Origin of the sequence: Antarctobacter aquimaris, assembly GCF_900184945.1 — a bacterium.
Classification (GTDB): domain Bacteria; phylum Pseudomonadota; class Alphaproteobacteria; order Rhodobacterales; family Rhodobacteraceae; genus Maliponia; species Maliponia aquimaris.
Window position 1 is genome coordinate 17426 of record NZ_FXYF01000017.1, and the last position, 22920, is coordinate 40345.

25 protein-coding genes are annotated in these 22920 nt (G+C 61.9%); 14 read left to right on the plus strand and 11 right to left on the minus strand.

Translation table 11 applies throughout. The features are described from left to right. Positions 1-48: 48 nt before the first annotated feature. The 6 genes from MAA8898_RS21725 to MAA8898_RS21750 all read left to right on the plus strand — a co-directional run bounded on the left by MAA8898_RS21725 (position 49) and on the right by MAA8898_RS21750 (position 6307). Positions 49-2340 (plus strand): copper-transporting P-type ATPase, encoded by a 2292-nt coding sequence (locus MAA8898_RS21725; protein ID WP_442403447.1) that lies wholly within the window; start codon positions 49-51, stop codon positions 2338-2340. A gap of 15 nt (positions 2341-2355) precedes the next feature. Continuing rightward, complete coding sequence (locus tag MAA8898_RS21730) at positions 2356-2622, plus strand: DUF2933 domain-containing protein (protein WP_094023135.1); 267 nt, start codon at positions 2356-2358, stop codon at positions 2620-2622. After that, entirely contained in the window at positions 2619-3302 is a 684-nt protein-coding gene (locus MAA8898_RS21735) for a methyltransferase family protein (protein ID WP_094023136.1), read from the plus strand. Before MAA8898_RS21730 ends, MAA8898_RS21735 begins: the two co-directional genes overlap by 4 nt. Further along, entirely contained in the window at positions 3292-4608 is a 1317-nt protein-coding gene (locus MAA8898_RS21740; protein WP_094023137.1) for an APC family permease, read from the plus strand. Before MAA8898_RS21735 ends, MAA8898_RS21740 begins: the two co-directional genes overlap by 11 nt. A gap of 45 nt (positions 4609-4653) precedes the next feature. Continuing rightward, complete coding sequence (locus MAA8898_RS21745) at positions 4654-5586, plus strand: hypothetical protein (RefSeq protein WP_141194915.1); 933 nt, start codon at positions 4654-4656, stop codon at positions 5584-5586. Between the two features lie 307 nt (positions 5587-5893). Beyond that, complete coding sequence (locus tag MAA8898_RS21750; RefSeq protein ID WP_217900529.1) at positions 5894-6307, plus strand: cytochrome c; 414 nt, start codon at positions 5894-5896, stop codon at positions 6305-6307. Positions 6308-6418: 111 nt separating this feature from the next. Here MAA8898_RS21750 and MAA8898_RS21755 read toward each other — a convergent pair whose 3' ends face one another. Next, positions 6419-7705 (minus strand): multicopper oxidase family protein, encoded by a 1287-nt coding sequence (locus tag MAA8898_RS21755; RefSeq protein ID WP_094023139.1) that lies wholly within the window; start codon positions 7703-7705, stop codon positions 6419-6421. Between the two features lie 93 nt (positions 7706-7798). Then, on the minus strand, positions 7799-8380 hold the full coding sequence (locus tag MAA8898_RS21760; RefSeq protein ID WP_094023194.1) for a L,D-transpeptidase: 582 nt from the start codon (positions 8378-8380) through the stop codon (positions 7799-7801). A gap of 179 nt (positions 8381-8559) precedes the next feature. Here MAA8898_RS21760 and MAA8898_RS21765 point away from each other — a divergent pair, with 179 nt between their 5' ends. The 7 genes from MAA8898_RS21765 (at position 8560) to MAA8898_RS26905 (ending at position 14546) form a co-directional block, all read left to right on the plus strand. Next, positions 8560-9396, plus strand: coding sequence for a DUF305 domain-containing protein (locus MAA8898_RS21765; RefSeq protein WP_176445273.1), 837 nt, complete (start codon positions 8560-8562; stop codon positions 9394-9396). 10 nt (positions 9397-9406) lie between these two features. Further along, entirely contained in the window at positions 9407-10171 is a 765-nt protein-coding gene (locus MAA8898_RS21770; RefSeq protein ID WP_094023140.1) for a MauE/DoxX family redox-associated membrane protein, read from the plus strand. Between the two features lie 556 nt (positions 10172-10727). Continuing rightward, a complete protein-coding gene (locus tag MAA8898_RS21775; protein WP_141194916.1) occupies positions 10728-10943 on the plus strand; it encodes a hypothetical protein in 216 nt (71 codons plus the stop codon). Further along, entirely contained in the window at positions 10940-12352 is a 1413-nt protein-coding gene (locus tag MAA8898_RS21780) for a TolC family protein (RefSeq protein WP_094023142.1), read from the plus strand. Before MAA8898_RS21775 ends, MAA8898_RS21780 begins: the two co-directional genes overlap by 4 nt. Further along, complete coding sequence (locus MAA8898_RS21785; RefSeq protein WP_094023143.1) at positions 12349-13716, plus strand: multicopper oxidase family protein; 1368 nt, start codon at positions 12349-12351, stop codon at positions 13714-13716. Before MAA8898_RS21780 ends, MAA8898_RS21785 begins: the two co-directional genes overlap by 4 nt. A 27-nt stretch (positions 13717-13743) precedes the next feature. Beyond that, positions 13744-14229, plus strand: coding sequence for a cupredoxin domain-containing protein (locus tag MAA8898_RS26900; RefSeq protein ID WP_245853547.1), 486 nt, complete (start codon positions 13744-13746; stop codon positions 14227-14229). Positions 14230-14258: 29 nt separating this feature from the next. Further along, complete coding sequence (locus tag MAA8898_RS26905; RefSeq protein WP_245853553.1) at positions 14259-14546, plus strand: copper-binding protein; 288 nt, start codon at positions 14259-14261, stop codon at positions 14544-14546. Between the two features lie 57 nt (positions 14547-14603). Here the strand turns inward: MAA8898_RS26905 and cueR are convergent, their stop codons facing one another. Both cueR and MAA8898_RS21800 read right to left on the minus strand, forming a co-directional pair. Next, positions 14604-15008, minus strand: coding sequence for a Cu(I)-responsive transcriptional regulator (cueR, locus tag MAA8898_RS21795; RefSeq protein WP_094023144.1), 405 nt, complete (start codon positions 15006-15008; stop codon positions 14604-14606). A 12-nt stretch (positions 15009-15020) separates the two neighbouring features. Beyond that, on the minus strand, positions 15021-17531 hold the full coding sequence (locus MAA8898_RS21800; RefSeq protein WP_094023145.1) for a heavy metal translocating P-type ATPase: 2511 nt from the start codon (positions 17529-17531) through the stop codon (positions 15021-15023). 148 nt (positions 17532-17679) lie between these two features. On the opposite strand from MAA8898_RS21800, the gene MAA8898_RS21805 reads away from it, so the two are divergent. Continuing rightward, on the plus strand, positions 17680-17880 hold the full coding sequence (locus MAA8898_RS21805; protein ID WP_094023146.1) for a heavy-metal-associated domain-containing protein: 201 nt from the start codon (positions 17680-17682) through the stop codon (positions 17878-17880). Positions 17881-17925: 45 nt separating this feature from the next. Here MAA8898_RS21805 and MAA8898_RS21810 read toward each other — a convergent pair whose 3' ends face one another. From MAA8898_RS21810 to MAA8898_RS21835, 7 genes are read right to left on the minus strand one after another with little or no spacing between them, the layout of a single operon-like run. Next, positions 17926-18657: a DsbA family protein gene (locus MAA8898_RS21810; protein WP_094023147.1), complete on the minus strand. Its 732-nt coding sequence runs from the start codon at positions 18655-18657 to the stop codon at positions 17926-17928. A gap of 1 nt (position 18658) precedes the next feature. Next, positions 18659-19141 carry a c-type cytochrome gene (locus MAA8898_RS21815; protein WP_094023148.1) on the minus strand — a complete coding sequence of 161 codons (483 nt, stop codon included), beginning with the start codon at positions 19139-19141 and terminating at the stop codon, positions 18659-18661. After that, complete coding sequence (locus MAA8898_RS21820; RefSeq protein WP_094023149.1) at positions 19138-20532, minus strand: multicopper oxidase family protein; 1395 nt, start codon at positions 20530-20532, stop codon at positions 19138-19140. Before MAA8898_RS21820 ends, MAA8898_RS21815 begins: the two co-directional genes overlap by 4 nt. A 44-nt stretch (positions 20533-20576) precedes the next feature. Continuing rightward, the gene (locus MAA8898_RS21825; protein ID WP_094023150.1) at positions 20577-21494 is read right to left on the minus strand and encodes a c-type cytochrome; all 918 of its coding nucleotides are present in this window, start codon (positions 21492-21494) and stop codon (positions 20577-20579) included. 2 nt (positions 21495-21496) lie between these two features. Beyond that, positions 21497-22069, minus strand: a complete 573-nt coding sequence (locus MAA8898_RS21830; RefSeq protein ID WP_094023151.1) for a c-type cytochrome — start codon at positions 22067-22069, stop codon at positions 21497-21499. Between the two features lie 43 nt (positions 22070-22112). Beyond that, complete coding sequence (locus tag MAA8898_RS25965) at positions 22113-22448, minus strand: hypothetical protein (protein ID WP_141194917.1); 336 nt, start codon at positions 22446-22448, stop codon at positions 22113-22115. After that, positions 22448-22906, minus strand: a complete 459-nt coding sequence (locus MAA8898_RS21835; protein ID WP_094023152.1) for a c-type cytochrome — start codon at positions 22904-22906, stop codon at positions 22448-22450. The genes MAA8898_RS25965 and MAA8898_RS21835 overlap by 1 nt, the downstream gene beginning before the upstream one ends. Positions 22907-22920 lie beyond the last annotated feature (14 nt).

Consider the following 22920-nt stretch of genomic DNA (forward strand, 5'->3'; position numbering starts at 1 on the left):
ACTTCCCATGCCAGCCACGAGGCGGCGACAACGATCTATACCTGCCCGATGCACCCGGAGATCCGTCAGGAGGAACCGGGCGACTGCCCGAAATGCGGAATGCATCTCGTTCCGGAAAACGAACTTGACCAGCACAAGGGCCACGACCACCACGCACATGCACAGGATGGCCACGCGGCAAGGTCCGATGGACGCTACGATACCGTGCCCGCCGGCTATGACGGCCCGGTCTACACCTGTCCGATGCATGCAGAAGTTCGGCAGACGCATCCGGGCTCCTGCCCGATCTGTGGCATGGGGCTGGAACTCGACTCCGCCACGATGGCCGAAGAGGGGCCAAACCCCGAACTGGTCGACTTCACCCGCCGTTTCTGGATCGGCACGGTTCTCACGGTGCCTCTCCTTGTCCTGACCATGGGTCCGTTCCTCGGTCTGCCCGTTCGAGAGATATTTGGCGAACGGACGACGCTCTGGATCGAGCTTGTGCTTGGAACGCCTGTCGTCCTGTGGTGCGGCTGGCCGTTTCTGGTTCGCGGCTGGAACTCCTTCCGCACGATGAATCTCAACATGTTCTCGCTGATCGGCATGGGCGTCATGGCTGCCTGGCTGTTCAGCATCGTCGCCGTGCTCTTGCCGGGAATTTTCCCGGACGGTTTCCGCGACGCCGAAGGCCATGTCGGCGTCTACTTCGAGGCGGCGGCGGTCATCGTCACGCTTGTCCTTCTCGGACAGGTAATGGAATTGCGCGCGCGCGAAGGGACCGGCAAGGCGATCCGCGCGCTGCTGGATCTGGCTGCCAAGACGGCGCGGATCATCCGCGACGATGGCAGCGAAGAGGAAATCCCGCTTGAGGACGTCCAGGTCGGCGACCGGCTGCGGGTGCGCCCCGGCGACAAGGTTCCGGTCGATGGCGTGGTCGTCGATGGCCGCTCTTCGGTCGATGAAAGCATGATCACGGGTGAGCCTGTTCCCGTCGAAAAGGTCGCGGGCGAGCCGGTGACAGGCGCCACCATCAACGGGACGGGATCCCTGGTGATCGAGGCGCGCCGGGTCGGTGCGGACACCATGCTGAGCCAGATCGTCGAGATGGTGGCCAATGCGCAGCGGTCGCGGGCGCCGATCCAGAAATATGCCGACAAGGTTTCGGGATATTTCGTGCCCGCCGTCATCGCCATCGCGGTTCTGTCCTTCATCGGCTGGGCTGTCTGGGGCCCTGCGCCGGCCTTGTCCTATGCCCTGATCGCCGCTGTCGCCGTCCTGATCATCGCGTGTCCCTGTGCCCTTGGCCTTGCGACACCGATGTCCATCATGACGGCAACCGGCCGCGGCGCGCAGGCGGGGGTTCTGATCAAGAACGCCGAGGCGCTCGAGCGTTTCGAGAAGGTCGACACCCTGATCGTCGACAAGACAGGAACCCTCACGATGGGCAAACCCCGTCTGGTCGGCGTGTTCCCCGAGGCGGGGCATGACGAGGCCGAGGTGCTGCGCCTTGCTGCAACCCTCGAGAAAGGGTCGGAACATCCTTTGGCCGAAGCGATCGTGGAAGGCGCCGAAGAACGTGGCGTCACGCTCGCGAATGCAGACGACTTCGAGGCCGTCACCGGCAAGGGCGTCATGGGCAGGGTCGATGGGAAGTCCGTCGCGCTCGGGAACCTCAAGCTGGTTCGGGATCTCGGACTGGAGGCGGGCCACCTGACCGAAAAGGCGAATTATCGGCGCGACGAGGGTGAAACCGTCATGTTCGTGGTGGTCGAGGGCGAGGTCGCCGGAATGGTCAGTGTCGCTGATCCGGTGAAGGAGACAACCCCCGCCGCGCTCAAGGCACTTCACGACCTCGGCTTCCGTATCATCATGGCGACGGGCGACAATGAACGAACGGCAAGAGCGGTGGCTCAACGCCTCGGCATCGACGAAATCCGCGCCGACGTCCTGCCGGAGGACAAGGCCTCGATCATCAGGGAACTTCAGGACAAGGGCGCGAAGGTCGCCATGGCCGGGGACGGTGTCAACGACGCCCCTGCCCTCGCACAGGCCGATGTGGGGATCGCCATGGGCACCGGCGCCGACGTTGCGATCGAAAGCGCCGGGATCACGCTGATCAAAGGCAACCTCGACGGCATCGTGCGCGCGCGGCGACTGGCCCGCGCCACCATGCGCAACATCCGGCAGAACCTCTTTTTCGCGCTGATCTACAACGCCTCGGGGGTCCCCGTCGCGGCGGGCGTGTTGTTCCCGGTCTTCGGCATCCTGATCAGCCCGATGTTCGCCGCCTTCGCGATGAGCGCGTCTTCGATCTCGGTGGTGCTCAATTCGCTGCGGCTGCGCGGCGCAAAGATTTGAAACGGAGCTCAAACCATGAATGATCACAGCGAACACCCAATCCCGGACGTTTTGGGCGAACATGCGCCGCCGCCGTCCTTCTGGAGGTCGCGCGCAGGCATTTATCTGATCGTCGCGCTGGTTTTGGGCGGCCTCCTCCTCGGTTACGAGCATCGGGTCCATATCTTCGCCGACGACTGGATCCTCTGGTTGCCGATCCTGATCTGCGTGGGCATGCATTTCTTCATGCATGGCGGTCACGGCGGACATGGAGGCCATGGGTCGGGAGGCGACCGAAGATGAACGATCTCGGACCTTCCTACGGGCTCTGGCTGCTCGTGTTCATCAACTCGGCGGTCTTCATCCTCTTCGCCTTCAGCTTTTTCAAGCCGCAGACATCGCGGGACTGGCGCAGTTTCGGGGCCTTCAGCGCCTTCATCGTGGCGCTCTTCGCCGAGATGTATGGCTTTCCCCTGACGATCTTCTTCCTGTCCGGCTGGCTCCAGTCGAACTGGCCGGGCATCGACTGGTTCGCCCATGACAGCGGGCACCTGCCGGAGATGATCCTCGGATGGCGCTCCAATCCGCATTTCGGCCTGTTTCACCTGCTCAGCTTCGGCCTGATCGGCGCGGGATTCTGGCTGATCTCGGTGGCCTGGCATCACCTCTGGACCGCGCAGCGGCACGGACGCCTGGCGGTTGGTGGCCCCTACGCCCGGATCCGGCATCCGCAATATGCGGGCTTCGTTCTCATCATGGCCGGGTTTCTCCTGCAGTGGCCTACGCTGCTGACGCTGGCGATGTTCCCGGTCCTCGTCTGGATGTATGCGCGCCTCGCCCGCAGCGAGGAAGCCGAGAGCCGCGCCAGGTTCGGCAAGGCCTGGGACAGCTATGCCGCGCGGGTTCCCGCCTTCGTTCCGCGCTTTGAGCCGTCCGGCGCGGTGACCGGCACCGGAAGTCACGGAGACGCCGATGGCGCATAAACATGACTCCGCGGGCCGCGACGGCTCGATCAGTCTGACCAGCGCCGTCGCCATGGGAACGGGCGTGATGATCGGCGCCGGGATCTTTGCCTTGACCGGCCAGATCGCCGGACTTGCGGGCCCGTGGTTTCCGCTTTCCTTCATCGCCGGGGCCGTGGTGACCGCGTTCAGCGCCTATTCCTACATCGCCATGTCGAACCGGTGGCCATCCTCCGGTGGCATCGCGATGATCCTGACCAAGGCCTACGGCCCGGGAGCGGTTGCCGGGGCGGCCTCGCTTCTCATGGCGTTAAGCATGGTCATCAACGAAAGCCTGGTGGCGCGGACCTTCGCCGCATACGCGCTGCGTCCGTTCGACATCGAGGGTGGGCCATTGGTCCCGCTCATCGCCGTGGGCCTCATCCTTTTCGCCTATGTCGTCAACGCGTCCGGAAACCGGTCGGTCGGACTGCTGTCGGTTCTGATGTCGGCGCTGAAGATCGGCGGCATTGCCTTGTTCGGCGTGGCCGCCCTCTGGGCGAGCGGGTCCGCGGGCGGTGACACCGGCACGTCGAACGACTTTGCCGCCATCGGCTTCGTGGGTTCGGTCGCGCTGTCGATCCTCGCCTTCAAAGGCTTCACCACGATCACCAATTCCGGCGGCGAAATCACCGACCCGCATCGCAACGTCGGGCGCACGATCGTGATCTCGATCGTGATCTGTGCGGTGACCTATCTTCTGGTCGCCCTCGCGGTCGGTTCCAGCCTGACACCCGCCGAGATCGAGGACGCCCGCGACTACGCCCTCGCCGAGGCCGCGAAGCCGGTCCTGGCGCAGACGGCGTTCTACCTCACCGTGGCCCTTGCGATGGTGGCGACCGCGTCGGGGATCATTGCCAGCGTCTTCGCGGTGTCCCGTATGCTGACCATGCTGACCGACATGGAAATGATCCCGCACAGCCATTTCGGCATGTCCGGCTCGATCCGGTCACACATGCTGATCTACACGGTCGTGATTGCCGCCACGCTCGCGGTCCTGTTCGATCTGTCCCGCATCGCGTCGCTCGGGGCGTTCTTCTACCTCGTCATGGACATGGCGGTGCATTGGGGCGTGTGGAGCCGCCTGCGGGACGAAATCGACGCACGCGGATGGGTGATCCTGACGGCACTGGCGCTCGACGCGATCGTGCTCGCCGCCTTCACGGTTCTGAAATGGCAATCCGACCCGATGATCGTGGCCTACGCCGTCGGCGGTATCGTCGCGGTCTTCACCTACGAGAGGCTTTACCTGGGAACCTGGTTCGGTGACCAGAAAGAGGAGGCGTAATACGCTGGGACCATGCCACGAGGCGAGCCATCCGTTGTCCTGCTGATGAGCCTGAGCGCTGCGGCGCTCGGAGTTCTCGTCGGCTACGCCGCTGCGACAGCGGACTGGCGGCCAGTCCTGTCGGGTGTTTTCCTGGCGCTGGCGACATTCGTGGCAGGCCTCGTTTGGACCGGGCTCAGGACATGCCGCCGCAGTTCTGCTACGGACACGATAGGCTGGCGCCTGGCGCGGACCTGCATTCTGGCGGCTCTGCGCCCCGCGATGCGCGCGGTGCTGTCGACCCGTGAAATCCCGGGACTGGACGGTTCGGCGAGGCTCCTGCCCGACGAAATCGACGCCATTTCCGCACGGGTCGAGCCGATGGCCGTTCGCCTGCGCGAACACGCCGCTCTCGCGGATCTTCCGGGCGTCGGGAACCGGCTCATGGTCGAACTCGCCATATTCACGGCGGCTGGCTACCGGGTCCTTCTGGATGCGGGCTGGACCGTCGAAGCTGCCCGAAGCGCGCTGGCGGACGCCGGCTGGCTGCTTTATTCGCAGATGCTCGCGCTCTCCTCTATGCCATTCCGGCTGACGACCCGCGACCCGGCCAAACGTCTGCGGCGGACCATCCGAACCCTTTTGCGGTTCCCGTTCGACGCACCGGGCGCGCCCGGATACGAGGTGCATGTCAGCGAGGATGCATCCGGGATCTCGACGCATTTCACCCACTGCCCGCCGCAGACCTTCGTCCGGACACTGACCCGCAGCGAAGACCGGGGCGACCTCGAGGCCTTCCGGCAGAGCTGGTGCCGTTACGACTGGCCCGGGGCAGACCTGATCGCCGGGGATGGGAGGCGCGGGCACTATTCCCGACCGCGGACGCTGTCCCATGGAGACGCCGTTTGCGACATGTGCTGGCGCGGCGAAGTGGGCGCGAGATCAAAGGATCGAACCCGCACGGATCGCGGCCTTGCCGACGGGAGGGACACGCAATGATGGTCTCCGGAAATCGCTCCGACCTGGTCCGACGCCGTCGGGTCCTGTCGTTCTTGGGGCTTGCAAAGCCTTATCGCGGCACAAATCGATCCACCTGGATCGTGGCGACCGACCTCTTCTGCGCCCGCCGCTTGCGGCCAAACGGTGGAGCGCGGTTGATGCAGGGCTTTCCTGCTTCGGAGGGCCCAAAACCGGCCCTCTTCATCGCGACCGGCCATCGCCCGGCCGCTTCCCGCGGCCTGCCGTTTGGCAGGGCGCGTGATCGGCGGGATCACCCCGCCAATCCCCAACGAAAGGAGTACTTCTCATGAAACATGCCGTTCTGGCCTTTTTGAGCCTGGAGATCCTCGCCGGTACGACGGCACTCGCGGATGACAACGGCAAGCACATGATGACGTCCGTAGACATGATGGCACCCGGCCTGATGATGCCGACCATGAATGCTGCACGCGGAAGGGAGTTGTTTGCATCGAAAGGCTGTGTCGTCAGCCATTCGATCAACGGGGTCGGAGGGGAAGATGCCCCGATGCTTGATGCCGAGTTCATGGACGACGTCATGAACCCGTTCGAGTTTGCCGCCCGCATGTGGCGCGGCGCGGGCGCGATGGTCGCGCTTCAGGAAGATGAACTTGGCGGCCAGATCGATTTCACCGGCGAGCAACTCGCCGACATCATCGCATTCGTCCATGATGCAAAGAAACAGCGCAGATTTTCGTTATGAACGCGAGGACGACCATCACGGGGAAGACAAGAAGGATGACCATTGATTACATCGAAATGGTCAGCGTGACCTGTCGCTGATCCGGATTGCGCTCCGGCCTTGGGGCCGCTCTTATCCGACCCGGATCCAGGTTGCCATTCCGTCGGCTTGGTGGCTCAACATGTGGCAGTGCAACATCCAGGCGCCAGGATTGTCGAGTGTCACGATCATGGTCCTCTGCTCGCCGATGTCGAGAAAAATCGAGTCGCGGAAGGCGCCAAGTGTCCCCGAGGGGTCGCGCTCCCGGAAATGATGACCATGCAGGTGCATGACATGCGGGAAACCGGTTTCATTCCGAACCGAGATTTCGACCGTGGTTCCCCGCGGCACCGACAGGAACGGTTGCCGTGGCAGTCCCGATGCGTCGTTCAGCGCCCAGGTCCCCGTGCCACGATGGGGGCGTCCTCCGGCTCCGCCCTGCAACACGAGTTCGACCGACCGTGACGGGTCTTGTTCGTGGGGGGTCGGGTTTGGTGGCAACGGCTTGATGGGTTCCGTCGTCGGCGGACGCGCACCAGAGACGACGATCTCGCCCAGATCGGTTTCGCCCGGCCCCCAGACATCCTTGAAAAGGATCTGGCCGATCACGTCACCAATGACGTCGCAGCGTTGTCCGGGTGCAAGAAGAACGGTCTCGAGTTCCATCGGCTCGGACAAGGGCATGCCGTCAAATGCCACGATCCGGCCAACCAATCCGGAAAGACGCAGGCGATAAATCCGGTCGATGGACGGATTGATCAGCCGCAATCGCAGACGATCCCCAGATTTGACGCTGTCTACTGAAGCGTAAGTCGTCACCACATTCCCGATCCGGCCCACGGTCGAGAACTGGTCGGCGCGGAACGCTTCATCGTAGTTTCCGTCCTGATCGAGCAGCACGTCAAAGAACTGGACGACGATATCGTGATCGACGGCAGGCGGATTTTTCTCGTCAACGATGAAAGCGCCGAAAAGCCCCCGACTGACCTGATCGTAGGACAGGTAATGCGAGTGGTACCAAAACGTGCCCGCGTCCAGAACGTCGAACCGGAATTGAAAACTCTCGCCCGGCGCGACGACGTCCTGTGTCAGGACGTTGACGCCATCCATACGATTGGGAAGCCGAAGCCCGTGCCAATGGACAAGGGCACCGTCGTCAAGGCGATTCTTCAACGTGATGTCGACCGCCTGGCCTTGCCGGAACCGCAGTGTTGGACCCGGCAGGCTTCCGTTGAAACCGAGCATCGGGATATCCCGTCCGGCGATCCGCGTGTCGATGCTGCCCGGCACAAGTGTGATACGTTCGGTGGCCGCAGGCAGACGGGTGGCGACAAATGACGCCGGTGCGCCAGCCAGGACGCCTCTTCTGGTCAATCGCATCCCGATGTCTCCAGCACATCGCCGCGGCTCGCCCGCGTCTCGGGTTGCCTGTGCCATCCCCCCAACGCGGGGTTCAAGCCACGGACCCGGAGATCACGCGGTTGTCAGCTTGGGATGAAGATAGACACGCGCGCCCACATCAACCCGTTCGTACAGATCCTTGATGTGCTCGTTTGTCAGACGGGCACAACCGTTCGAGACGGCGGAACCGATCGTTCCGGGCGCATTGGTGCCGTGTATGCGCAGGTAGGTGTCCTGACCTTCGTCATTGTAAAGATAGAGCGCCCTGGCACCGAGCGGGTTGTTCGGCCCTCCCTTCATGCCGCCCCTGTAGCGCGCATACTTGTGGGGCTCTCTGCGGATCATGGCGTCGGTTGGCCGCCACCAAGGCCATTTCGCCTTTCGGGCTACGGTGAACTCTCCCGGTTGATACAAGCCCTTGCGCCCCACCCCCACTCCGTAGCGGATTGCCGCGCCCTCATCGAGCATGAAGTACAGGAAGAAATCGTCCGGGACGACGTGGACATCTCCGGGCAACCAGTCCTTCTGGCCAGTGTCCACAGGTTGCGGCAGAAAGCGGTCCGGCAGTTGGACGCTATGAGCGAACAACCCGCTCGGGGCTGCGATACAGGCCACAGACGTTGATAGAAACTTTCGGCGATTCAGCCATATCATCACGACACCTCTCTTCGACAACATGAAAAAGTGGCCGCCCTCCAGGTAACACTCACGATCCTGTGAGAGGGGCCCCGTGCGGCCGGCTTGTTGCCGTAACGGCACGAATCCGGCGCCGAAATGGAACCTTCCTGCGCTGGAATGTTGTTTGCAAACAGAGTCCTAAGCGGAGGGAAAACATGCACTATTCGCGATTCTTCTTGATGATTGCCACCTCCACCGTGGTGATGTTCGGTTTGATGTACCTGAACACATACCTGGTCGGGCACGTCTTTTTCTCGGAAACCCGAGCTTACATGGCCGCGTTGATGGGTGCAGCGATGTCCATCGTGATGCTGGCGTTCATGTTGTCGATGTACACCGATTCAAAGGTCAATACGGGGATCTTCGTCGGCGCCGCGCTCGTGTTCGGATTGACGCTCTGGCTTGTGCGCAGCCAGGTGACCGTTCAGGACCGGTCCTACATGCGGGCCATGATCCCGCATCATTCGATCGCCATCATGACCTCGTCGCGGGCCGAGATCACCGATCCGCGTGTGCGCGCGTTGGCTGACGACATCATCTATGCGCAGGACAAGGAAATCGCGGAGATGCGCTACCTGATCGCGGACATCGACGCCAATGGCGAGGTCGCGGATCCAGCGCCCGAGCCGCAGTCCACGGTGGTCAGCGCTGGGGAGGCGCTGCGCACGGAGGTTGTCGCCAAGGTCGATCCGGAATTCCTCACGGAGGATGACGTCGCCCAAGTATTCTCGGACGCCGGCACATGCCGCTTCACCTATACGGAGGGCAGTCCCGCGGTTCTTGTGACAGGCAGCGACGCCGGCGACCAGATCGCGCTGATCAAGATCAGCGGCGACCTCGTTCGACTGAACGCAAGCTCTGACAAGATATTCTCGCAAGCGCCGCTGTCCGCAGAGATTCGAGAGGCCGAGAATGGCCTTTACGATCTCGTCGTGTCGGCTGGGCAGGCATACGAGGCAGGGTTTCGCGGGCAATACAACTGTGCCGGATAAGGAGGTCGACATGCCAAAAGATCCCGAGACCAAGATCGCGCAGATCTATCGAAAGGTCATGCCCGGGCATATCTGCCCCTTCGGCCTGAAGTCGAAGGACCTGGTGGAGAGGCAGGGCTATCGCGTCGAAGACCACCCTCTCGAATCGCACGAAGAATCCCTCGCCTTCATGGAGCAGCATGACGTCTCCACGACGCCGCAGACATTCATCGATGGAGAGCGGATTGGCGGGTATGACGACTTGCGGATCTTTTTCGACATCGACGCACCATTGGAGGAACAGGACGGGACGACCTACCAGCCAGTGATTGCCATTTTCTCTGTGGCAGCATTGCTGGCGCTGTCTTTTTCCTGGCAACAGTACGGATCACCGCTGACAGCGCGCGGCTTCGAATGGTTCATCTCCCTTTCGATGGCCATCCTCGCGATCCAGAAGCTTCAGGATGTCGAGGGATTTTCGCTGATGTTCCTCAACTACGACCTTTTGGCGCAACGCTGGGTGCCATACGGTAAGCTTTATCCGTTTGGCGAGGCCTTCGCCGCCATCCTCATGACAGCGGGAGCGCTGATATGGATTGCGGCCCCGGTCGCTCTATTCATAGGGACGGTCGGAGCGATCAGTGTGTTCAAGGCCGTCTACATCGAACGACGCGAACTGAAATGCGCCTGCGTCGGAGGCGACAGCGCGGTTCCACTCGGGTTCATTTCACTGACCGAGAACCTGATGATGATTTTCATGGGCATCTGGATGCCTGTCCAAGCATTCTGGTTATGAGCCTGGGCTTTGAACGGCAAATTCAGGCACGATTTTCTGCCAATTTTTTTGGCAGTTGTCTGTGTCCGCGCGGTCCTGCCCGTTGCAACGAACTTGTGAATTGTGGGGTCGGATTGCTCACAGTATCGATAACCCAGCATGAGTGTGATTCGCACCTTTTTCCTTCATCTGTTGGCGCTGTCGGCGCTGTTGGCGGTGCTGTTAGCACCTCCGAACGCATCGGCCATGATCAGTTGCCTCGACGCGACACATGTGCAGCATACAGTCGGAATCGATACGACCGACCTTCATGGTGGGCATGACTTGTCGGACAATAAAACCGACCGCCAAATGTCCCACTGCCAAAATCACGCATGCACGACAGGCGTGTTGCACCTGCCTACGCAGGCGCTTTCCGAGCTTTTGGTAAAGCGATTGGACAATTCGTGGGACTCGACGTCGCTCGTGTCCATGCCTGCACCCGAAGGGCTCAGGCGGCCACCTCGCGTTTGATGCGAACTGAAGCCAGCGCTCTTGCCGCTATGGCCCATAGCATCTGAATCGTCGAGGATACCAAGTGAAAAAACTGACTGCGGCAATGCTGCCGCTGCTCGCTGCCGGGTGTGCATCCGTGGCCGAGCTAAACGATGCGACCGCTTTCATTGTGGCCGCAAACCCTGTTGTCGTGTCCCAAGTGCGCCCGGCGCCCGGCGTGGACTATACCGCGTACCGGATCGAAGACCCCGCCGATTGGCGCGGTCTGAACGACGCGCAATCCGGAGAGAAAAGATGAAGACGGTTGCAGCGATCAGTACAGCGCTTTTGCTGTCCGCCTGTGCGCAAACCTCGATCGTCCAGATTGCCAGCAAGAATCGGGCGGGATTCGATACGGTACAGACCGGAGCGCAGCGGGCGGTCGGGGCTTCGCCGGAATGGGCGTTGTCCGCTACCGAGATCCAAGCTCTGGACCAGCGTGTTCACGGGTTGGTGCACAAGAAAACCATCAATGCCGATACCGCTGTGCAGGTTGCGATCATGAACAATCGCGCATTGCAGGCGAGTTTTGCCGATCTGGGGTTGTCTTCGACGGAGCTCTGGGAAGTGGCCATGGGGCCGATCCCTTCGGTCGGCGTATCTGTTTCCGGACTTGCTGGAGACGTGACGCGGTCTCTCGAATCTCTGGTCACGCAATCCATCCTGGATCTGGCAACCCGAAAGCCGCGGACGGAAATCGCGCAAATTCGCTTCCGGCAAGCGCAGCTCAACGCTCTATCCGAAACGATTGCGCTCGCGATCGAAACCCGCCGTGCATGGATCGAGGCGGTTGGCGCTTTTGAAAAAGCCGCACTTATCGCTGAGGCACAAAACACAGCTGACGCTGCGTCTGAGCTTGCCTCTCGACTTGGGCGCACAGGATTTATGAGCAAGGCCGATCAAGCGCGTGAACACGCGCTGACTGCGGTTTTGGCCGCAGAGCGATCCGAAGCCCGTCTCGAAGCGCAACTCGCGAAAGAGCGTTTGATCAGGCTTATGGGACTTTCTGGAAGCGAGACGGAGGTATTCGTCCCCAACGCCCTGCCGAGCCTGCCAAGCCGGCCACGTGCCTCCGCCGATATCGAACGTCTGGCATTGGTAAACCGTGTGGATCTCGCAGTGGGCATGCTGGAGCTTGAAGCCGTGGCACGCGAGTATCGACTGTCTGGCGAAACACGCATGATTTCGGATGTTGCGCTGGCCGCCGGTCTGGAGGCCGAGGTCACCGACGGGGATAAAGAAGTAAGTCCGGCGTTGTCGGTTGAATTCGAAATTCCCCTTTACGACACCGGGCGCCTAGAGTCGAAGCGCGGGCAGATGAATTATCTGCGGGCTGCAAACAGCCTGGCGCAGCAGGCGATCGACGCGCGTGCCGAGGCGCGGATGGCCTACAAGTCCGTAACCGGCCGACACGCCATCGCGCGACATTGGCGCGACGTGGTTCTGCCACTCCGCAGAACCATCGATGAAGAATCTCTCAAGTCTTACAGCGGGATGATCACCTCGACCTTCGAATTGCTCGAGGACGCGCGTGACGGTCTCGAGGCCCAGATCGGTGCGGCAGTGGCAAAGCGTGACTATTGGCTGGCCGAAACAGAGGTGACCGCCGCGATCTGGGGCGGCGCTGGCGGAACAGTTGTCGACGGCAATGAGGAGGACAAGGAATGATCAATCGCAGACAAGTTCTCGGAGCGGGTTTGACTGCCGGAGCAGGAGCGGTTCTCGCCAATGCGGGGGCGGCACAGACCCGGTTTCGCGATTTGCCCGAGGCTGCATTCACCGACAGCCCCTACACTCAGGTGCCGCCGCGCCCGACCGACCGTTTCGACTACAACCCAGTCGTGACGCTCAACGGCTGGTCCCTGCCCTACCGGATGAACGGAGACGTCAAGGAGTTTCATCTGGTCGCCGAACCCGTCGAGCGGATCATGGCGGACGGCATGATCGCCCGGCTTTGGGGCTACAACGGCCAGTCGACCGGCCCCACCATCGAGGCGGTGGAGGGCGAGCGCATACGCATCTACGTCACCAACCGCCTGCCCGAACACACCTCGGTGCACTGGCACGGGCTGATCCTGCCCTCGGGAATGGACGGTGTAGGCGGGTTGAGCCACCCGGCGATCCCGCCGGGCAAGACCTTTATCTACGAGTTCGACCTGGTGAAATCCGGCACTTTCATGTACCATCCCCATGCCGACGAGATGGTCCAGATGGCCATGGGCATGATGGGCCTCTTCATCGTCCATCCGCGCGACCCAGCCTTCATGCCCGTCGACCGCGACTTTGCCTTCCTGCTCGCGGCCTACGACATCGATCCTGGCGGTTACATTCCGCGCGTCGCGGAAATGACGAACTTCAACATGTGGACATGGAACAGCCGGATCTTTCCGGACATCGACCCCCTCGTCGTCAACAAGGGGGATCGTGTGCGTGTCCGGTGTGGCAACCTGACCATGACCAACCATCCGATCCACATGCACGGGTACGATTTCGAAGTGACCTGCACGGATGGCGGCTGGGTCAGGCCAGAAGCGCGCTGGCCCGAGGTCTCGATCGACATTCCGGTAGGGGCTATGCGTGCGTACGAGTTCGACGCGGTTCACGAGGGCGACTGGGCCATCCACTGCCACAAGTCGCACCACACGATGAACGCGATGGGCCACGAGATCCCGACCTTTATCGGCGCGGACAAACGGCGCCTTTCGGAGATGATCCGGCGTCACCAGCCCGGCTACATGCCAATGGGCACCGCGGGCATGGCCGATATGGGCGAGATGTCGATGGAGATCCCGGAAAACACCGTCCCCATGATGACCGGCTGGGGCCCCTACGGTCCGCTGGAGATGGGCGGTATGTTCAGTGTCGTGAAGGTGCGCGAGGGCATCGCGCCCGACGATTACAGCGATCCGGGCTGGTACGAGAACCCGCCGGGAACGCAAGCCTATGAGTGGACGGGCGAATTGCCCGAACACGCAAGCAACACCAGTCCAAAAACCGAAATCACTCCGCGCGGCGGAGTGCGATGGGGCTGATGCAACGAGCACAGGAGAAACACGCTCATGAAAACTGGATTTCTGGCCATGGGACTTACCTTGGCAACGTCAATCCTCCCGGCGATGGTTCTGGCCAGTCCGGGGCACGAAGGCGGTCAAATGGCGGTCGGCATGCCCGCCATGCACGGCGAAAAACCGGCCCGTACCATCAATGTCATACTTGGGGAAGATTACGACAGCGACAGGCCGTTCGTGGTCGAACCCTCGGTTTTGACCTTTTCAAAGGGTGAAACCGTTCGCCTGATCATTACGAACAAGGGGGAGGAAACCCACGAGTTCGTCATGGACACGGTCGAGAAGAACGCCGAGCACCGAGACCTGATGGCGAAGTTCCCGGAGATGGAACACGACGATCCGAATGCCGTGCGCCTCGAGCCCGGCGAAGAGGCCGAGATCCTCTGGACATTCAACAATTCCGGAACGTTTGAATTCGCCTGCCTGCTGCCTGGCCATTACGAAGGCGGGATGTACGGCAGCCTCATCATCGAATGAACTCTCAAATCAAAGTCAGGAAGCAACCCATGAACAAACTCCTTGCAATCAGCACCGCCCTTCTCCTTGCCGCAGGCGCAGCCATTGCCGATGGCGAACACGCGATGTCTAGCGGTACGGTGACCAAGATCGACACGAAGTGGAACAAGGTCACGATCGACCACGGACCTCTCGCAAATCTCGACATGCCGGCCATGAAGATGGTTTTCGAACTGGCAGATGCAGGAATGCTGGAGGGGCTCTCGGAAGGAGTCCAAATCAGCTTTGTTGCAGAGCGTGTCAACGGAAAGTTGACCGTGACCGAAATGCAGAAGTAAGAAATTGCCGCGCACCAGCAATGCTTGGTGCGCGGCTGCCTGGTCCGTTCTGCTTCGTCAGTCTCTGGCACTTGGGTTGTTCGGCGACAAGTCCGCAAGGATCGGGCAATCAGGCCGATGATCTCCGGCGCATTTGTCGATCAGCTCAGACAGGGTCGCCTTCATCGACTGCAGTTTCCCGATCTTTTCGTCGATCTGGCGCAAGTGTTCTTCCGCCACGGCCTTGACCTGCATGCTTTCGCGGTTCTCGTCCTCGTACAACTCAAGAAGGGTCCTGCAATCCTGGATGGTGAAGCCCAAAGCACGTGCGCGACCGAGGAAAGCCAGCTTGTGCACGTGCTTCTCGGAAAAGGCGCGGTAGCCATTCTCGCTGCGGTTTGGTCGAACAAGCCCGATGTCCTCGTAGTAGCGGATGGTCTTGGGCGGAATGCCCGACCGGCGAGCGACGTCTCCAATGTTCATCTGTGACCTCCTTTATTCTGCTGGAACCGGGATGACCGATGACGAGGAGCCCGAGACATCACGCCGCTCATCCATCACCGGGGCGACGCGGCGCAGTCGCAAGGCGTTCGTGAGCACGAAGACCGAGGACAACGCCATCGCACCAGCTGCAAGGATCGGCGACAGCAAAAGTCCGAAAACCGGGTAAAGCGCGCCCGCCGCGACCGGGATAAGCGCGACATTGTAGGCGAATGCCCAGAACAGGTTCTGCCGGATGTTGCGCATCGTACGGCGCGAGACTTCGAACGCGTTCACCACGCCTCGAAGGTCACCCGACATCAGCACCACATCGGCAGACTCGATCGCCACATCCGTGCCGGTGCCAATGGCAATGCCGACATCGGCATGGGCCAGCGCGGGGGCATCGTTGATGCCGTCGCCAACAAAGGCGATCCGCTTGTCGCCTTGCCGCAATTCATCGAGTGCCGAGACTTTTCCGTCGGGAAGTACGCCCGCGACAACGTGGTCGAAGCCTGTCTCACGCGCGATCGCCTCTGCGGTCTCGCGCTTGTCGCCAGTGATCATTGCGACTTTCAAACTCATTTCATGAAGTGCGGCAATTGCCGCCCGGCTCGCCGGCTTGACCGGATCGGCAACGCCGATCACCGCGGCAATCCGGCCGCCGATCGCAGCATAAAGCGCGGTACGCCCGCGGCGCGCCAGTTCCGTCTCCCGGCCGGTCAGCGCCGAGATGTCGATCCCTTCCCGTTTCATGTAGCGGTCGGCCCCGACAAGCACCTCGGCGCCGCCGACCACGGCACGCACACCGTAACCCGTAATCGATGAAAAATCCTCTGCCTCGGCGACGGAAACGCCTTCTGCCCGCGCAGCCCTGACAATAGCTTCGGCCACGGGGTGCTCGGAAAGCGCTTCGACCGAAGCAATCTTCGCAAGGACCTCGGCCCGGTCGAAATCGTCGGCAAGGACCAGGTCGGTCAGTTCGGGTCGGCCCTCGGTGACCGTACCCGTCTTGTCGAACGCGACAACGTCCACCGTATCGAGTTGCTGCAACGCATCGCCCTTGCGGAACAGCACGCCCATTTCCGCCGCGCGACCCGTTCCAACCATGATCGAGGTCGGGGTGGCCAGCCCCATGGCGCAAGGGCAGGCGATGATGAGGACAGAGACACCCGCCACAAGCGCCATCGTAAGCGCCGGGGACGGCCCGAACACCAGCCAGACCAGCACTGTGAGTGTGGCAACCGCCATCACCACCGGAACAAACCAGAGCGTTATGCGGTCGACCAGCCCCTGTATCGGCAGCTTGGCGCCCTGCGCTTCTTCGACCATGCGGATGATCTGGGCGAGGGTGGTTTCGGAACCGACGCGAGTGGCGCGGAAGCCAAGGCTGCCCGCTCCGTTGACGGTGCCGCCCGTGACCGCGTCACCGGCACGTTTCTCGACGGGGATAGGTTCCCCCGTGAGCATGCTTTCGTCGACGTGACTGGACCCTTCGACCACTTCGCCGTCCACTGCAATCCGCTCGCCCGGGCGGACGACGACGATGTCACCCTGTGTCAGCGCGTCGATCTCGATCTCGACGGTTTCGCCGTTCCGGCGCACACGCGCCGTGCGTGCCTGAAGGCCAAGCAGTTTCTGGATGGCCGCCCCTGTACGCCCCTTGGCGCGCGCTTCAAGGAAACGACCGAGCAGGATCAGAACGACGATGACAGCTGCGGCCTCGTAGTAGACGGAACGCACCCCGTCAGGCAACGCCGCAGGCACGAAGGTTGCGACGACGGAAAAGAGATAGGCAGCGCCGGTTCCGACTGCCACGAGGCTGTTCATGTCGGGAGCGCCTCGGAGGAGCGCCGGAAAACCCTTGAGGTAGAACACGCGTCCCGGACCGAAAAGCACCAGGCTGGTCAGGATGAACTGCGCGATCCAGCTTGCCTGTTGGCCGATGCTGTTTTCGATGGCCATGTGCACCGCCGGAATGAGGTGGCCGCCCATTTCGACGAGGAAGACCGGCAGGGCCAACGCCGCCGCCATACTCATCTTCCCTGCAAGGTCCTTCGCCTCTTCTTCCTTCCTTGCGACCCTGTCGCCCGACGACTTGGCCTCGGTCACGCAGGCCGGGTAGCCTATGGCTTTGCTCGCTTCAATCAGGTCGGAGTGCGCAACGACGCCTTCCGCGTAGACCACCGTTGCCGTCTCGGCGGCGAGATTGACGTTGACCGACAGCACACCCGGAACCGCGGCGAGCGCCTTGTCAACGCGTCCGACGCAGGATGCACAGGACATCGCGTCGATGGAAAGCGTCACTTTTGCGGCGCGCGCCGGGTAGCCCAGTTGATCCAGCGCTTCAATGACGGAAGGAATGACCTGCGGATCCTCGACCCTCATGCGTGCGGTTTCCGAGGCAAGATTGACGGATACATCCTGCACACCGTCCAGCGCCGCCAACCCACGGTCCACCCGTCCGACGCAAGATGCGCAGGACATGCCCTCGACGGACAGGCTGATCTGGTTTGATTCAGGCATCTTCGACTCCTTTACCGAGACAGTTGAGGTAGAAATGGCCCTTCCAGCGACTGGAAGGTCAAGCTTGAAGCGAAGTTGTTTTTTCTCTTGACCTTCCAGTGGGGGGAACACCCATTTACACGTCGGTGTTAAGAGCGGAGTGATCCAAATGAACTTCAGTGTCCCTGACATGAGCTGCGGCCACTGCACCGCGGCTATCGAAAAGGCCGTAAAGGGCGCGGATCCGGCAGCAGCCGTCGAATGCGATTTGGCGAACCGAAAGGTTCGGATCGATAGCGGATTGGCGCCCGATCAGATAGCGGCCACGATCAAGGCCGCAGGCTACGACGCCGAATTGTCAAACGCGTAACGCCGGATTGCCTGGACCGCGCATCGCCGGTCCAGGCAGCTTCGCTCACTGATCGTTCTCGCGGGCAGCGTCGACGAACTCTGCGAGGCGCGCTTTCTCGACAAATCCGGGCACGAGGGCATCCCCGATCACGAAGGACGGCGTGCCGTTGAAGCCCAACGCCTGGGTCAATTGCATCGAGGTTGCGATGTGCTCTTCGACCTCCGGTGCCTGCATGTCGGTTCGAAGCTGGTCGAGGTCCAGCCCGATTTCTTCGGCAACGCGCAGGACCGAGGCTTCCTCGGCCCGCCCTTGCAGCCCCATCATTGCCCAATGGAACTCTTCGTATTTCCCCTGCTTGCGCGCTGCCAGTGCCGCCTTCGCAGCAAAAACCGATCCTTCACCCAGAATCGGCCATTCGCGATAGACAAGGCGAATGTTGGGGTCCTCGTCGATCAATGCGCGCACCTCGGGTTTTACCCTGCGGCAGTACGGACAATTGTAGTCGAAGAACTCCACGACGGTCACGTCACCCTCAGGATTGCCCAATACGGGGGCATTGGGATCGCGCTCGATCAACTCTCGCTGCGTCTCGAGCACTTGGACCTGATCACGTGCCTGGGCCTGGGCCTGCCGTTGCTCGAGGATGGCGACAGCTTCCATGACGATTTCCGGGTTCTCCCGGATGGTTTCGAGGACGAGTTCCTTGATCCGAGCCTCCGAGAGTTCGTCCGCACTCGCCGCAAGCGGAGCCAAGGTCGCTAATGCGATGGCCACGATCAGTTGTCTCAAATACATGTCAGCCTTCTCCTTGTTGCTTGTCAGCTCTTGTTCGCTCGGCCTGGGCGTCGCGGATGCGTTCAGGCCAGGTGGACCGAATGAACGCAAGGATGTTGTGGATTTCCTGGTCCGTCAGCTTGTCGCCGAAGCCAGGCATTCCGCTTTCGAACTCCACCCCTTGGCGTGCCAGTGCGGCGGTTCCCCCCAGCCTCGTGTAATCGAAAAGGACGCCGTCAGGATGATGCCATGTGTGACCGTTTTCGTCATGGGGAGGAGCCGGAAGGCGTCCGTCCGGGCCCGGGCTCCGCCACTCCGGCTGCCCCTCAAGCTCTGCGCCATGACATTCTGCACAATTTTCCGCATACAAGACGGCACCCTCTGCGACGTCATAGGATACCGGCGCCGAGGCAGGGTTGCGGCCCTGTGGCACAGCCTGGACAACCCAGTAACCCGCCCCGGCGGCAAGCACCGCGATCGGCACCGCAAGGTAGACGGCATTCATACCACCCGCACCCACGTTGTCATGCCGGACGCCGCATGGCTGAGCATGTGGCAATGGAACAGCCATTTCCCGGGATTGTCGGCGACAAAGGCAATCTCTCGCGTCTCGTTGCCAGCCATGAGGATCGTATCCCGCATCGGACCAAGCGCGCCATCGGCCCGCACTTCGCGGAAATGCATGCCGTGCAGATGCATGGCGTGCGGGAAGACCGTCTGATTGTCGATCTTCAGGCGAACAGGTTCGTTTATCGAAAGGTCTGCGAGAGGGGTTTCGGTCATTTCGGCGACGTCGTTGAAGGACCAGAACCGTCCTGCGCCGGCCAATTGGCGGAATCCCAGGCGTTCCCCACCCAGTAGGGCGGATTGCATGCGCCCCATGGCACCCCCGGCCATGACAAGACGCAGGTCGCGGGCGCCGGCAAGATCCGGCATCGCCGATTTCGGGTTCGGTTCGAGCGGCGCTGGTGCGGCGCGTGTCGCAAGGCTCGCCAGCCCTTCGACCGGGAAGGAAACTTGCGGAACCGGCTGGTCATCGTCACCGATCCGCAGCACCTGCGCAACCGACCCCTGGTCCGCGGTCACATCGACGACGAGGTCCATGCGCTGCGCCGGGCCCAGGATCAACACGCCGTCTATCCTTTCGGGACTGGGCTGGGGCATGCCGTCGAGCGCAAGTGTCCAGCCTTCGAGCCCGGACAACGTAAGCGGGAAAATCCGCGCGCCAGACGCATTGATGACACGCAGGCGGATGCGCTCGTTTTTCCGGGCGGGCATGGAGAGGTCATAGAGCCCGTTTGTCGTGACGAAGTTTCCGATCCGCCCGCCATGGCTCATCATCATCGGCTGGTCGAAATCCGCGAAGTGCTGACCGGTCTCCGGGTCCAGCAGCCAGTCCTCCAGCATCAACACTTCTTCCCGGTCGACGTCCGGGCCATTCGGCTCTTCGACGATCAAGGCGCCGCGCAACCCCCGTGCGACCTGTTCGTGCGAGCGGTTGTGTGCGTGGTACCAGTAGGTTCCCGCGTCCGGCGCGGCGAAATCGTAGTCGAAGCTCGCACCCGGAGCCACGGCGTCCTGGGTCAGTCCCGACACGCCATCCATGGCATTCTCTATGCGGATCCCATGCCAATGGACCGAGCTGGGCTGCGGCAGTTCGTTCCGGAATCGGCGCTGCACCCGCCCCCCCTGCCTGACGCGAATCTCCGGCGCCGGCACCGTGCCGCCGTAGCCCCAGATTTCTGTCGCGGGATAGGTGTCCGGAAGAAGCTGCTGGCGCGCCACCCTGGCCGTCAGTTCGTCGAATGATCCTTGAGCAAGGACGGTGCTCGGCACCGCCAGGGTGCAGGTGGTCGCCGCCGAATACCGAAGGAACTCCCGTCTCGTTTGTGTCATCGCTTGTCCTCATGAATGCGGGGGCTCGATGCCCCCGCAAATGTTCAGTTCGCCCAGGCAGTGGCACCCTCGGGCGCGTCCTGGTCGAGAAGATACAACGCCATCGCCTGACGATCCTCGGCGGTCAGAAACCGCGTCCCCTCTCTGACGACCTCGGCCATGCTGCCGCCGAACGCATCACCCGAAGGCGTGACTCCTGTCTGTAGCGCATAGGCGAGCGCCGAGACGGTCCAGCCATTTTCGGTCAGGTCCCTTGCACGGATCGCAGGTGCCTTGCTGCCGCCGGGCAGATAGGAATTGCCCGCGAAAGATGCCCCGATGTCCCGGCCACCGGCCAGATTTCGGGGCGTATGGCATGCGCCACAATGCGCCGCGCCACGGACCAGTTCCCTGCCGCGATTCCAGGCATCGCTCCGTCCTGCGACCGGTTCCGTATCCGGGTCGTAGAAGAAGGCTGCCCGCCATAGCTTAAGCCCCCATCGCTGGTCGAAAGGAAAGCCCACCTCGTGCTCGGGGGCAGGTTCAGTGACAGGGGGAACTGTCTGAAACGCTGCCCAAAGATCGGCGATATCCTGATCGGAGAAGTCCGCGTAGAAGGTATAGGGAAACGACGGAAAATATGGCTCACCGTCGGGTCCGATGCCCTGCCGCACCGCCTTGGCGAATTGCTCTCGCGTCCAGCTTCCCAAGCCGTGCTTGGGATCGGTGGTGAGGTTCGGCGGGTAGAATATGCCGAAAGGCGTTTCGAGCGGAGCGCCGCCCGCAAGCGGCGCCCCACCGGCTTCGAAATTCGAATGACAGGCGATACACCCGCTCGCACGCGCCAAGTATGCGCCCCGGTCAACGTTGCCATCCTGCGGGATCGGGCCGACAGAGCTGCCCACGGGCCACGCAACGACGGCACCGAGAGCGGCCACGCCAAGCACGGCAGCCCCGGAAACAAGCCTCAACAAGCGCCGCATGATCAGTCTTCTTCGGCACGGAAGCGGGAGTGACATGCGGAGCAGACCTTCGTCGTCATGTTGAACGCCCCGTCGGCCGGCATGGCGGCGATGTCGGAAGCACTCATCATGGCCGAACCGCTCATCATGGGCGCACCACCCATCATTGAGGCTCCGCCCATCATCGATCCGCTGCCCATCATGTTGCTGTTCTGCATGCCGCCCAGCCCGTTCCCGGCTGCGCTCTCAAGACCTTTCGAATACTCGCCAAGTTGCTGGGCGAGGGAGGCGAAGCGGTCCCAGTCGGTCCAAACCGCGTCTTTTGCTTCGGACGGCATGCCGCCCGACCCCTCCGGGAAAAGCTTGGTCATCGCTTCGCCGGAATGCTCCTGGAAAGTGCGTGCGGCGTCACGCAAGGTTTCGGCGTCGTAGGCCGCTTCGCCTCGCATCATCGGCGCGATGGCTTTGACCGCGTCGCCCATCGCCTTCATCGCGTCCATGCGTTCCTTGACGACCCCGGTGGCTCCGCCATGGGCAAAGGCTGTGACGGCGGTTCCCGCGATCAGGATTGCGGCGGTTACAGTAGTCTTTTTCATCTTGTCGATCCTTCGATAGGTCTGCTTTTTTTTGTCGGTAAAGTCAGGCCGTCCTTCGGGGAGGAGGAGGATCGACGTTCGTATGCACCTTGGGTCCGAGGGTTTCTGAGAAGTGTCGCTCACTCTCAGAGAACAGAGGCTCATAGCTCTGCCCGAGCACCTGCACGAAGATGGCTGTCACAGAGCAGTCAAGGCCAGGATGGCAGTGACCGGCAGAAGAGTCCGCCCGAGCCGCTGCGTTTTCGCCGCCGTGCGGATGTGTTTCCGACGAATGCGAGATCGTCTCTTTAGTCGAGGGCGCTTCGGGAACACCGAGCACCATTAGGAAAACGCCCAAGACGATGGCAATCGCCAATCTGGACACTTCCTTCAAGCTCATCAATTGATCCCGTTTGCGCGCTGCAATTCCCGGACATAGGCCGCCACCATCTTGACGTCGCCCTCTGTCAGCCCCTCGATCCTTGGCATGTTGCCAAAGTTCCAGTGATGCGCGCGCACTCCATTCTGAGCGGCCATAATGAACGCCATGTCCGAATGGTGGCTGGGCTCGTAGATCTTGTGCACGAGAGGCGGAGCCATCCCGTTTCTGCCAGCCGCGTTTGTGCCGTGGCACTCCACGCACTTCGCTTCGAACACGTTCTTGCCTATTGACGCCTGCGCAGACAGCTCCGCTGGCAGCTTGACCTCAACGATCGGATCGCCCTCGGCGATCGAGCGCGTGTCGGGCGGGGTCATTGAATGACCCACCACGGTTTCGCTCTTTCCAAAGAACTGGTAACCGGCCGTCGCACCGCCGATGATCACCACGGCCGCAAACAGCCCTGTTAGCTTGTCCATGCCTGTGTACTTCT